The 12,824-nt window shown below is 63.4% G+C and carries 10 protein-coding genes; 6 read left to right on the top strand and 4 right to left on the bottom strand.

Going from position 1 to position 12,824, the window contains the following annotated elements; genetic code table 11:
- The first annotated feature begins 58 nt into the window (after nt 1-58).
- Both M5C71_RS27775 and M5C71_RS27780 read left to right on the top strand, forming a co-directional pair.
- Nucleotides 59-1,777, top strand: coding sequence for a C13 family peptidase (locus M5C71_RS27775; RefSeq protein ID WP_248769241.1), 1,719 nt, complete (start codon nt 59-61; stop codon nt 1,775-1,777).
- A gap of 27 nt (nt 1,778-1,804) precedes the next feature.
- Nucleotides 1,805-2,446 (top strand): NAD(P)H-binding protein, encoded by a 642-nt coding sequence (locus M5C71_RS27780; protein WP_103495797.1) that lies wholly within the window; start codon nt 1,805-1,807, stop codon nt 2,444-2,446.
- A gap of 130 nt (nt 2,447-2,576) precedes the next feature.
- Here M5C71_RS27780 and M5C71_RS27785 read toward each other — a convergent pair whose 3' ends face one another.
- The 4 genes from M5C71_RS27785 to M5C71_RS27800 form a co-directional block, all read right to left on the bottom strand.
- The gene (locus M5C71_RS27785) at nt 2,577-2,864 is read right to left on the bottom strand and encodes a YceK/YidQ family lipoprotein (RefSeq protein WP_248769242.1); all 288 of its coding nucleotides are present in this window, start codon (nt 2,862-2,864) and stop codon (nt 2,577-2,579) included.
- Nucleotides 2,857-3,489: a flavin prenyltransferase UbiX gene (gene ubiX, locus M5C71_RS27790; protein ID WP_103495795.1), complete on the bottom strand. Its 633-nt coding sequence runs from the start codon at nt 3,487-3,489 to the stop codon at nt 2,857-2,859. The genes M5C71_RS27785 and ubiX overlap by 8 nt, the downstream gene beginning before the upstream one ends.
- On the bottom strand, nt 3,486-4,835 hold the full coding sequence (mpl, locus tag M5C71_RS27795; protein WP_247263173.1) for a UDP-N-acetylmuramate:L-alanyl-gamma-D-glutamyl-meso-diaminopimelate ligase: 1,350 nt from the start codon (nt 4,833-4,835) through the stop codon (nt 3,486-3,488). The genes ubiX and mpl overlap by 4 nt, the downstream gene beginning before the upstream one ends.
- Nucleotides 4,836-5,046: 211 nt before the next feature.
- Nucleotides 5,047-6,963 carry a sigma-54-dependent Fis family transcriptional regulator gene (locus M5C71_RS27800; RefSeq protein WP_248769243.1) on the bottom strand — a complete coding sequence of 639 codons (1,917 nt, stop codon included), beginning with the start codon at nt 6,961-6,963 and terminating at the stop codon, nt 5,047-5,049.
- Nucleotides 6,964-7,256: 293 nt separating this feature from the next.
- On the opposite strand from M5C71_RS27800, the gene M5C71_RS27805 reads away from it, so the two are divergent.
- From M5C71_RS27805 to eutC, 4 genes are all read left to right on the top strand, one after another.
- Nucleotides 7,257-8,777 (top strand): aldehyde dehydrogenase family protein, encoded by a 1,521-nt coding sequence (locus M5C71_RS27805; protein ID WP_103497281.1) that lies wholly within the window; start codon nt 7,257-7,259, stop codon nt 8,775-8,777.
- 245 nt (nt 8,778-9,022) lie between these two features.
- Nucleotides 9,023-10,393 carry an ethanolamine permease gene (gene eat / locus M5C71_RS27810; RefSeq protein WP_152741724.1) on the top strand — a complete coding sequence of 457 codons (1,371 nt, stop codon included), beginning with the start codon at nt 9,023-9,025 and terminating at the stop codon, nt 10,391-10,393.
- 180 nt (nt 10,394-10,573) lie between these two features.
- Nucleotides 10,574-11,968, top strand: coding sequence for an ethanolamine ammonia-lyase subunit EutB (locus M5C71_RS27815; protein ID WP_248769244.1), 1,395 nt, complete (start codon nt 10,574-10,576; stop codon nt 11,966-11,968).
- Nucleotides 11,965-12,795, top strand: coding sequence for an ethanolamine ammonia-lyase subunit EutC (eutC, locus tag M5C71_RS27820; protein WP_152741722.1), 831 nt, complete (start codon nt 11,965-11,967; stop codon nt 12,793-12,795). Before M5C71_RS27815 ends, eutC begins: the two co-directional genes overlap by 4 nt.
- The last annotated feature ends 29 nt before the right edge of the window (nt 12,796-12,824 follow it).

Genomic DNA, 12,824 nt, shown 5'->3' on the forward strand with positions numbered 1-12,824 from the left:
CACTGGACACGCCATATTGCTACGGCATACTCGGTCCCCTAATTATCCGGATCCCGTTATGCGCCCACTCGTACCCCTTGCTTTGACCCTGCTGCTCACCGCCTGCGGTGATGGCGAATCGCTATTGCCGCCGGACGCTCGTCTGCCGGACGGCGGTCGCTATCGCGGCGAAGTGATCAATGGGCTGCTGCAAGGCCAGGGTCGCATCGACTACCCCAGCGGCAGCTGGTACGCCGGCCAGTTCGACCATGGCCAGTGGCAAGGCGACGGCGAGTGGCACGGCAGCAATGGCGAGGTCTACAAGGGTCAGTTCCAGCAGGGCCTGTTCCACGGCCAGGGCACCTTGACCGTGCACGACAGCGTCTACACCGGTGGCTTCAAGCAGGGCCGGCGCGATGGCGAAGGCACGCTCAAAGAAGCCGGCATGACCTACCGCGGCGAATTCAAGGACGACCAGTACTCGGGCCTCGGCCATCTGGAACTGGAAGACGGCAGCCAATACCAGGGCGAGTTCGCCCACGGCAAGCCCAACGGCGAGGGGCAGCGCAGCGATGCCAACGGCAACCTGTTCACCGGCCACTTCGTCAACGGTCAACTGGAAGGGGTTGGCACCTTCAACAGCGCCGACGGCGACCAGTATGCCGGCGGTTTCAAGCGCAACCAGCTCAATGGCAAGGGCCGCTACGAAAATGCCGATGGCGATGTCTGGATCGGTGAATTCAAGGACGGCGTACTCAGCGGCAAGGGCCAACTGATCGGCGTCGACGGCAGCCACTATCGCGGCGAATTCAGCGAGTGGCGCTTCAACGGCCAGGGGCATTTGACCCTGGGCGACGGCAGCGTCTATATCGGCGAGTTCGCCAGCGACACCTATAACGGTCGTGGCAGCCTGACCCTGGCCGACGGCAGTGTGCAAAGCGGCACCTGGACCAACGGCCAGCGGGTCCGCGATGCCGACGGCAAGCTGCTGCCCGACCTGCTGGAGCTTGGCCTGCTGGCCCAGGGCCCGCTGCTGGACAAAGCCCTGGCCGCCGTGCCGGCCTCGACCCCGGCGATCGAACTCTACAGCCTGGTACTGGCCGGCGACGGCAAGCAAAGCGTATTCATGCGCGAGGCCGATTACGTCAACCAGATGCTCGCCACCCGCTTCGGCGCCTATGGCCAGATCAGCCTGGTGAACCATCGCGACCACCTGGGCGATCGGCCGATGGCCACCCGCGAGAACCTGCGCCGCGCCGCCCAGACCCTGGCCGAGCGCAGCGGGCCGGAAGACCTGATCTTCATCTACCTGACCAGTCATGGCACCCATGAACACGAGTTCGTGCTGGATCAGCCACGCCTGGAACTGGCCGACCTGCCGGCCGATGAACTGGCCTCGGCGCTGGCACCGCTGAAAAACCGCGACAAGGTCATCGTGATTTCCGCTTGTTACTCCGGCGGCTTCATCCCGGCGCTCAAGGATGAAAGAACCCTGATCATGACCGCGTCCCGCGAGGACCGGGTTTCCTTCGGCTGTTCCGAGGAAGCGGATTTCACCTATTTCGGTGACGCCCTGTTCGCCCAGGCGCTGAACCAGACCGACGACCTGCAGCAGGCCTTCGCCCTGGCCAAGGCCCATGTTGCCGAGCGCGAGCAGACGGATAATTTCGAGGCGTCGGAACCGCAAATATGGGCCCCCAAGGGCGTGCTGGCACATTGGCAAGCGTTGCGTAAACAACAGGCACGAAAAGCGTTGCAAAGCGCTTCGCTAGACAGCAAGACTGCCAAGAGCAACTAAGCTGAACTGTATCAAGGGAGGTCTTTTATGTACTTGACGCCTCAGCATATCCTGCTCGCTGGAGCCACCGGCCTGACCGGTGAACATCTGCTCGACCGCCTGCTCAACGAGCCGACGGTTACCCGTGTACTAGCACCCTCGCGCCGACCGTTGGCCGAACATCCGCACCTGGAAAATCCGGTGGGCGATCCAGCAATTTTCCTGCCGCAGTTGAGTGGCCGTGTGGACCTGGCCATCTGCTGCCTGGGCACCACCATCAAGCTGGCGGGTTCCGAGGAAGCGTTTCGCGCCGTGGACCATGACATGGTCGTGGCCTTTGGCAAGCGCGCACGGGAAATGGGCGCGCGGCACCTGATCGTGGTCAGTGCCATCGATGCCGATCCAAAATCCAAGGTGTTCTACAGCCGGGTCAAGGGCGAGATGGAACAGTCACTGCGGGCGCAGAACTGGCCGCAGCTGACCATCGCCCGTCCTTCGTTGCTGCTGGGAGAGCGGGTCGAGCCGCGCCTGGCGGAACAGTTGGCGGCACCGCTGTCGAAACTGATTCCGGGGAAATATCGCGGTATCGAGGCCTGCCAGTTGGCGCGAGCGCTGTGGCGCCTGGCGCTGGAAGAGCAGGATGGGGTGCGGATTGTCGAGTCGGACGAATTGCGTCGGCTGGGCAAATAGCACCACCCTGCGTGAAGAGCAATGGAATGCATACCCTGTGGGAGCGGTGCTTGCCCGCGAAGACGGCGGTGAGGCCACTAAAAGCTTCGCGGGCAAGCACCGCTCCCACAGGTTAGGTTGTCACTCGGTGCTACAACCCGCCCGTCGCCTGATACCCCACGCCCAATACCGTCAACACCGACAGCGGCAACAACAGCGTATCCAGCAACGCACTGGCAGGCAGATCCACCCCGGGATAACTCGGCGCCTCAGCCCCAAAGCGGTCAAAAGCGCAACAACCACCCTGCAACGCATACAGATCCAGGCGCATCCCCGAATACACTATGGGTGCTCCGGCCTTGCCGGCGTCCAGGGTCCGCGCGGTCGCACAGCCGGCCAGTTGCAGCGCCAGCAGCAGGTACAGCAGCGGCTTACTCATCACTGCTCAAATGGTGTTCGCCCCAACGCGGCAGCATGTCCTGGGGGATATTCAACAGGTTGAGAATCCGCGCCACGACAAAATCCACCAGGTCATCGATGGTCTGCGGCTGATGATAAAAGCCCGGCGACGCCGGCAGGATGGTCACGCCCATATTCGACAGCTTGAGCATATGCTCCAGATGAATGCTCGAATACGGCGCCTCGCGCGGCACCAGGATCAACTGACGGCGCTCCTTGAGAGTGACATCCGCCGCCCGTTCGATCAGGTTGTTGCAGGCCCCCGTGGCAATCGCCGACAAAGTCCCGGTGGAACAGGGCACCACCACCATCGCCGCCGGCGCGCCGGAGCCCGAGGCCACCGGCGACATCCAGTCTTCCTTGCCATACACCCGGATCTGTCCGGCCGCCGCGCCGGTATATTCCGTGAGGAAAGCCTGCATCATCTGCGGCTTGGCCGGCAGCGCCACATCGGTCTCCGTGGCCATGACCAACTGCGCGGCCTTGGAGATCAGAAAATGCACCTCGCGGTCCTCGCGCACCAGGCAGTCGAGCAGGCGCAGGCCATAGGGCGCGCCGGAAGCGCCGGTCATCGCCAAAGTGATGCGTTCCGGTCCGTTGTTCATTGCAGCGCCTCGGCCAGTTTGCCGTGCAGGCCGCCGAAGCCGCCGTTGCTCATGATCACCACGTGGGTGCCGGGTTTGGCCTGGCTTTTCACCCGTTCGATAATGCCTTCCAGGGAATCGCTGACGATGGACGGCACCGAGCACAGCGCCGCGGTGGCACCCAGGTCCCAACCGAGATTGGCCGGCGCATACCAGATCACCTGATCGGCCTGGACCACGCTGTCCGGCAAACCGTCGCGGTGGGCACCGAGTTTCATCGAGTTGGAGCGCGGCTCGATAATCGCGATCAGGGGCGCATCACCGATTTTCTTGCGCAGGCCATCCAGGGTAGTGGCGATGGCCGTCGGGTGGTGGGCGAAGTCGTCGTAGATCGTCACGCCGTGGACCTCGGCGACCTTTTCCATCCGCCGCTTCACGCTCTTGAACGCGCTGAGGGCGGCAATACCCATGGCCGGCACCACACCGACATGCCGCGCCGCCGCCAGGGTGGCCAGGGCATTGGCAACGTTGTGCTGGCCGGTGAGGTCCCACTCGACCGTGCCTTGGGCCACGCCTTCGAACATCACTTCAAAGCGCGAGCCGTCTTCACTGAGCAGCTTGACCTGCCACTGACCGCCGGCGCCGGTGGTCTGCACCGGGGTCCAGCAGCCCATTTCGATCACGCGCTGCAAGGCCGGCTCGGTGGTCGGATGGATCACCAGGCCTTCGCTCGGGATGGTCCGCACCAGATGGTGGAATTGCCGCTCGATCGCCGCCAGGTCCGGGAAAATATCCGCGTGATCGAACTCCAGGTTGTTCAGGATCGCAGTGCGCGGGCGGTAGTGGACGAACTTGGAGCGCTTGTCGAAAAAGGCGCTGTCGTACTCATCGGCTTCGATCACGAAGAACGGCGTGCTGCCCAGGCGGGCCGATACCGAAAAGTTCTGCGGCACGCCGCCGATCAGGAAACCCGGGCTCATGCCGGCGTGCTCCAGCACCCAGGCGAGCATGCTGCTGGTGGTGGTCTTGCCATGGGTGCCGGCCACGGCCAGGACCCAGCGGCCTTGCAGCACATGGTCCGCCAGCCACTGCGGGCCGGACACATAGGGCAGGCCCTTGTTCAAGACGTATTCGACCGCCGGATTGCCACGGGACATGGCATTGCCGATCACCACCAGGTCCGGGGCCGGATCGAGTTGTGCCGGATCGTAGCCCTGGGTCAGCTCGATGCCCTGGGCCTGGAGCTGGGTACTCATGGGCGGATAGACGTTGGCATCGGAACCGGTGACGTGATGGCCCAGTTCCTTGGCCAGCACGGCCATCGAACCCATGAACGTACCGCAGATACCCAGAATATGAATGTGCATAGTCGACCTCGTAAAACGTGGTCGCAGGTTAGCCCAGGGCGGAGGAAATCGCACCTGGTGTTTCTGGCTCAAGGACGCCTTCGCTGGCAAGCCAGGCTCCTACAGTTATGCGCCATACGCACCATGGCGTTACAACACAAATCCTGTAGGAGCAGGGCTTGCCCGCGAAGGCGTCAGTACAGGCACACTTGTACTCGAGACCAAAGCAGACCTAGCGGGCGATCCCGTGCTTGCGCAGCTTGCGATACAGGGTGTTGCGGCTGACCCCCAGTTGCTCGGCTGTATGGGTCATGTGCCAGCGCTGCTGTTCCAGGGCATTGAGCAGGGCCAGGCGCTCGGCGTCTTCGAGGGGATGTCCGCACGGCTCATCAACCGCCACCGCGACCAGACTCGGCCGCGCCTGACGGATCAGCACCGGCAGGTCCTCAAGCCCGATCCGACCGTCCTCGCACAACGCCGCCAGCGTGCGCAACACCGTACGCATCTGCCGCACATTGCCTGGCCACTCGAATGCCAGCAACGCCTGACGCGCGGCGGCGTCAATCAATACGGGTTGATCGCCAGCCTCCTCCGCCAGCAGGAAATCCAGCAACTGCGATTTATCGCAGCGCTCGCGCAGCGCCGGCAAGGCAACTTCCAGCCCATTGAGCCGGTAGTACAGATCCTCGCGGAAACTGCCATCGCCGACCCGCTCCATCAGGTTACGGTGCGTGGCGCTGATAATCCGTACATTGACCGCCTCCGGCTCGCCGCCGATGGGTACCACCTGGCGATCCTCCAGCACCCGCAGCAAGCGGGTCTGCAAGGCCAACGGCATATCGCCAATCTCATCGAGAAACAGCGTGCCACCATCGGCCTGCTGCAGCTTGCCGCGCATGCCCTCCTTGCGCGCGCCGGTAAAACTGCCGCCGCGATAACCGAACAGTTCACTTTCGATCAGACTCTCGGGAATCGCCGCGCAGTTGAGGGCGACAAAGGCTTTCTCGGCACGCTGGCTGGCCTGGTGCACCGCCTTGGCGAAGGCCTCCTTGCCCGAACCGGTTTCGCCATTGATCAGCAAGGGCACATCGCGCTCGAAGACCCGTAGCGCCCGACGAAAATCCGTCTGCAAGGCCGGATCGCCCAGGCAGATGTTGGACGGCTTCGGCCGCTCCAGTGGTGCCGGGGTCGGCGCCAGCACCTTGGGCACGCTGCGTGGCTGACCGCGCAACACCGCGAACAGGGCACGGCCATCACGGGTACGCAGTGGCCAACTGGCACTGGCCTGGGCACTGGCGCGACCGAGCAGTTCATCCAGTGAGCAATCGAAGAACGCCTCCACCGGCTGGCCCAACAAACCGCCACGCCCCTGCCCCAACAGGTTCAGGGCACTCTGGTTGACGGCACTGATCCGACCTTCGCCGTCGAACGCCAACAACCCTTCGCTGAACAGCCCCACCGACTCGGCCTGCAAGTGGAAGCGCAGCAGCCAGTGGTTGTCGTAATGCCGGAGGAAATAGCAGCTCTCGATCATCTTCGCCGAGAGATTGACCAGCGCCATGGTGTGGAACTGGCTCTGGCGCGACACGTCCGGGCGGGCTGAGGACACGTCGAGCACCGCCATCAATTCGCCATGGGGATCGAAGACCGGGCTGGCGGAGCAGGTCAGGCCAGTGTGGCGGCCACGGAAATGTTCATCCTGATGGATGGTCAGGGACTGGCGCTCCACCAGACAGGTGCCAATGCCGTTGGTGCCTTCGCAAGCCTCGCTCCAGTCGGCGCCGAGCCAGAGGCCGGCGCGCTCGAAGATCTTGCGTTCGGCGGGCGCGGTGACACAGTTGAGGATCACCCCGCGGGCATCGGTGAGCAGCACCGCGTGGCCGGCACCGGAGAGCTGCTGGTGCAGGCTGGTCATTTCATTACCGGCAATCTGCAGGACCTGACGCAGGTGCTCGCGGCTTTCCAGCAGGCGACCGTGTTCAAGCACGGTGGGCGCGATGCTCAGCGAGGGGTCGAGGTGATAGTCCTCCAGGCAGCGCAGCCAGGAGCGGGCAATGGACGGATCACTGCCGGGACCGCCCGGGTGGGCCTTGCCCTGGGTCACGGTCAGCACCTGCTGGGCATGGCGACTCAGATGGTTGTTCTGCATTTCTTATTATTCTCCCGACCTGTAGGTGCGGATGGATGACCAGCATCCTCCAGCGCCACGAGCAATGCAATCACCCCGCGACCGCCGAGTCACAGGCTGTGCCAATCACGGTACAAACTGTCACCCTGGCTGTGTCATCCCTGTTGCAACACCCCCGCCATCTGCCACCGGAGACACCCGGCAACCGCTCTGGAACCCGGACCTCGACGCACTGGCCCGACCTTTGCTCTACGCTTATGAAGCGCTCAAGCGCGTACTCCCTTATAAGCACAATAGCCAAGGAGACACACACCATGCGTTACGCCCACCCTGGTACTGCCGGCGCCATCGTTACGTTCAAGTCCAAGTACGGCAACTACATCAATGGCGAATTCGTCGCGCCTGTCGACGGCCAGTATTTCACCAACACCTCCCCGGTCAATGGCAAGGCCATTGCCGAATTCCCCCGTTCCAACGCCAAGGATATCGACAAGGCCCTCGACGCCGCCCATGCCGCCGCCGATGCCTGGGGCGCCACCTCGGTCCAGGCGCGCTCGCTGGCCCTGCTGAAAATCGCCGACCGTATCGAACAGAACCTCGAACTGCTGGCCATCACCGAAAGCTGGGACAACGGCAAGGCCGTGCGCGAAACCCTCAACGCCGACATCCCTCTGGCCGCTGACCATTTCCGTTACTTCGCCGGTTGCCTGCGGGCCCAGGAAGGCAGCGCCGCGGAAATCGACGGCAACACCGTGGCCTATCACATCCACGAACCCCTGGGCGTGGTCGGGCAGATCATCCCGTGGAACTTCCCGATCCTGATGGCCGCCTGGAAACTCGCTCCGGCCCTGGCCGCCGGCAACTGCGTGGTACTCAAGCCGGCCGAGCAGACCCCGCTGGGCATCACCGTGCTGATGGAACTGATCGGCGACCTGCTGCCACCTGGCGTGCTGAACGTGGTGCAAGGGTTCGGCAAAGAAGCCGGCGAAGCCCTGGCCACCAGCAAGCGCATCGCCAAGATCGCCTTTACCGGCTCGACTCCGGTCGGCTCGCACATCATGAAATGCGCGGCCGAGAACATCATCCCGTCCACCGTGGAGCTGGGCGGCAAGTCGCCGAACATCTTCTTCGCCGACATCATGAAAGCCGAGCCGAGCTTTATCGAAAAGGCCGCCGAAGGCCTGGTCCTGGCCTTCTTCAACCAGGGCGAAGTCTGTACCTGCCCATCCCGCGCCCTGATTGAAGAGTCGATCTACGACGAGTTCATGCAAGTGGTGATGAAGAAAGTCGAGCAGATCAAACGTGGCGACCCGCTGGACACCGACACCATGGTCGGCGCCCAGGCTTCCGAGCAGCAGTTCGACAAGATCCTCTCCTACCTGGAAATCGCCAAGCAGGAAGGCGCGCAGTTGCTGACCGGCGGCCAGGTGCAGAAGCTCGAAGGGGATCTGGCCACCGGCTATTACATCCAACCGACCCTGCTCAAGGGCACCAACAAGATGCGCGTGTTCCAGGAAGAAATCTTTGGCCCGGTGGTGAGCATCACCACCTTCAAGGACGAAGCCGAGGCCCTGGCGATTGCCAACGACACCGAGTTCGGTCTCGGTGCGGGCCTGTGGACCCGTGATATCAACCGCGCCTACCGCGTGGGCCGGGCGATCAAGGCCGGTCGCGTCTGGACCAACTGCTACCACCTGTACCCGGCGCATGCGGCGTTCGGCGGCTACAAGAAGTCCGGCGTGGGTCGCGAAACCCACAAAATGATGCTCGATCATTACCAGCAGACCAAGAACCTGCTGGTGAGCTATGACATCAATCCACTTGGGTTCTTCTAAACCCTGAGGCCGCCTTCGCGGGCAAGCCAGGCTCCTACAGGTTTCGTGTTGTACGCCCTCTCGGGTACGACACTACATTGTAGGAGCAGGGCTTGTCGGGGCGCCGAACCGCCGCGAAGAGGCCGTCACTGACACCCTGAAAATAACGCCTGGCCGCTCTGGCACGGGCTTTGCGTGCACGCTGTACCGAAAATCGATACCCGCAAGTCCAACACCCAAACAATAAAAATGACAAGCGAGGACTTATGACAACCCAAACCGAACTCAAACCCACCCTCGGCACCCTGCACCTCTGGGGCATCGCCGTGGGCCTGGTGATCTCCGGCGAATACTTCGGCTGGAGCTATGGCTGGGGGACCGCCGGCACCATGGGCTTCCTCGTCACCACCCTGCTGGTGGCGACCATGTACACCTGCTTCATCTTCAGCTTCACCGAACTGACCACCGCGATTCCCCATGCCGGCGGGCCTTTTGCCTATAGCCGCCGGGCCTTTGGCGAACGCGGTGGCCTGATCGCGGGGATCGCCACCCTGATCGAGTTCGTCTTCGCCCCGCCGGCCATCGCCATGGCCATCGGCGCCTACCTCAATGTCCAGTACCCAGACCTCGACCCGCGCCTGGCCGCCGTCGGTGCCTATGTGGTGTTCATGGGCCTGAATATCCTCGGCGTCAGCATCGCCGCCACCTTCGAACTGGTGGTGACGGTGCTCGCGGTGGCCGAGTTGCTGGTGTTCATGGGCGTGGTCGCGCCGGGCTTCAGCTTCAGCAATTTCGTGCTCAACGGCTGGTCCGGTTCAACCAACTTCAGCATCGACTCGATCCCCGGCATCTTCGCCGCGATCCCCTTTGCGATCTGGTTCTTCCTCGCCATCGAAGGCGCGGCCATGGCCGCCGAAGAGGCCAAGGACCCCAAGCGCACCATTCCCAAGGCCTATGTCGGCGGCATCCTGACCCTGGTGTTCCTGGCCCTCGGCGTGATGGTGATGGCCGGCGGCGTCGGCGACTGGCGCCAGCTGTCGAACATCAACGACCCGTTGCCCCAGGCAATGAAAGCCGTGGTCGGCAATAACTCCAGCTGGATGCATATGCTGGTGTGGATCGGCCTGTTCGGCCTGGTGGCCAGCTTCCACGGGATCATCCTCGGTTACTCACGGCAGTTCTTCGCCCTGGCCCGGGCCGGTTACCTGCCACGCTCGCTGGCCAAGCTGTCGCGCTTCCAGACCCCGCACCGGGCCATCCTGGCCGGCGGTGTGATCGGCATCGCGGCGATCTACAGCGACGGGCTGGTCAACCTGCAAGGCATGAGTCTGACGGCCGCGATGATCACCATGTCGGTATTCGGTGCCATTGTGATGTACATCATCAGTATGCTGAGCCTGTTCAAGCTGCGTAAAACCGAGCCGAACCTGGAGCGCAGCTTCCGCGCGCCGGGCTACCCGATCATCCCGGGTATCGCGCTGGTCCTGGCGGTGGTGTGCCTGATCGCGATGGCCTGGTTCAACACCCTGATCGGCCTGATTTTCCTCGGTTTCATGGCGGTGGGCTTCATCTACTTCCAGCTGACCGCCAGCCAGCGCTCGGACGCACCGGCGGACGCTATGCTCACAGGTAACTGATTGCACCAGCACGGGGCGCCCTGCGCCCCGGCGCTGTACATATGAACACCGCTGAACTGTAGGAGCCGGCTTGCTGGCGATGAGGCCAGTAAGACATGCATAGCCTGGTCGGCCGCCATCGCCAGCAAGCCGGCTCCTACAAGGAAGGGTTATCGTTAAAGTTCAGGAGGACACCGCCCCATGGCCACATTCGCCCATTCCGTCGGCGCCCAGACCTACCGCTTCGACAGCCTCAAGGATGTCATGGCCAAGGCCAGCCCCGCCCGCTCCGGTGATTTCCTGGCCCGGGTCGCCGCCCTCAATGACGGCGAACGGGTCGCGGCCCAGATGGCCCTGGCCAATATTCCCCTCAAGCATTTCCTCGAGGAAATGCTGATCCCCTACGAATCCGATGAAGTCACCCGGCTGATCGTCGACACCCACGACAAACAGGCCTTCGCCGTCGTCAGCCACCTGACCGTCGGCGGACTGCGCGACTGGCTACTCAGCGACGCCGCCGACGAACAGAGCCTGCGCGCCCTGGCCCCGGGCCTGACCCCGGAAATGGCCGCCGCCGTGTCGAAGATCATGCGTGTACAGGACCTGGTGCTGGTGGCGCAAAAAATCCGCGTGGTGACCCAATTCCGCGGCACCCTGGGCCTGCGCGGTCGCCTGTCGACCCGCCTGCAACCCAACCACCCCACCGACGATCCGGCCGGCATTGCCGCCAGCGTCCTCGACGGCCTGCTCTATGGCAACGGCGACGCCATGATCGGCATCAACCCGGCCACCGACAGCCTGAGCTCGATCTGCGACCTGCTGAACATGCTCGACGCGGTCATCAAGCGCTACGAAATCCCCACCCAGGCCTGCGTGCTGACCCACGTCACCACCTCCATCGAGGCGATCAACCGTGGCGTGCCCCTGGACCTGGTGTTCCAGTCGATTGCCGGCACCGAAGCGGCCAACGCCAGTTTCGGCATCAGCCTGAGCGTCCTGCAGGAAGGCTACGACGCCGGCCTGAGCCTGAATCGCGGCACCCTCGGGCAAAACCTGATGTATTTCGAAACCGGCCAGGGCAGCGCGCTGTCGGCCAACGCCCACTTCGGCGTCGACCAGCAGACCTGCGAAACCCGCGCCTATGCCGTGGCCCGACACTTCAAACCCTTCCTGGTCAACACCGTGGTCGGTTTTATCGGCCCGGAATACCTCTACAACGGCAAGCAGATCATCCGCGCCGGCCTCGAAGACCACTTCTGCGGCAAGCTGCTGGGCGTGCCCATGGGCTGCGACATCTGCTATACCAACCACGCCGAAGCCGACCAGGACGACATGGACACCCTGCTGACCCTGCTGGGGGTGGCCGGGATCAATTTCATCATGGGTATTCCCGGCTCCGACGACATCATGCTCAACTACCAGACCACCTCGTTCCACGACGCCTTGTATGCCCGCCAGACCCTGGGCCTCAAGCCCGCGCCGGAGTTCGAACAGTGGCTGGCGAAGATGGGCATCTTTACCCAGGCCGACGGCAAGGTGCACTTTGGCAACAGCCTGCCCCCGGCGTTTCGCCAGGCACTGGCGCAGCTCGGATGAACGACATGGCCAACGAGATCGACAACGACAATCCCTGGCTGCAACTGCGTCGCCTGACCCCGGCGCGTATCGCCCTGGGACGTACCGGCACCAGCCTGCCCACCCGCGCACAACTGGATTTCCAGTTCGCCCACGCCCAGGCCCGCGACGCCGTGCACCTGCCGTTCGACCACGCCGGCTTGAGCGCCCAACTCGCCGAGCGTGGGCGGGAAACCCTGCTGCTGCACAGTGCTGCCGACGACCGCCACAGCTACCTGCAACGCCCGGATCTGGGTCGCAAGCTCAACAGCGCGTCGGCCCAACAGCTACGCGAGCATGCCCTGGCCCATCCCGGCGGGATCGACCTGGCCATTGTCGTGGCCGACGGCCTGTCGGCGCTGGCGGTGCATCGGCATACCCTGCCCTTCCTCAACCGCCTGGAGGAGCAGATCCAGGCCGAAGGCTGGTCGACGTCGCCAGTGATCCTGGTGGAACAGGGACGAGTCGCGGTGGCTGACGAAATCGGCGAATTGCTCGGTGCGAAAATGACCGTGATCCTGATCGGCGAACGCCCAGGCCTGAGTTCGCCGGACAGCCTGGGTTTGTATTTCACCTATAATCCAAAAGTCGGCCTGACCGACGCCTACCGCAACTGCATCTCCAACGTGCGTCTGGAGGGCATGAGTTACGGCATGGCCGCGCACAAACTGCTGTACCTGATGAAAGAAGCCTGCCGCCGACAATTATCGGGGGTCAATCTCAAGGACGAGGCTCAAGTGCAAACGCTGGAGAGTGATTCGGATGTCCATTCAAACGGCAACTTCCTACTGGGCCCGCCCCAAGACTGACCGTCATCCGGATTGCGCTTTTCCCGCGC

The organism is Pseudomonas sp. MWU12-2345 (assembly GCF_023242385.1).
Taxonomy (GTDB): domain Bacteria; phylum Pseudomonadota; class Gammaproteobacteria; order Pseudomonadales; family Pseudomonadaceae; genus Aquipseudomonas; species Aquipseudomonas gingeri_D.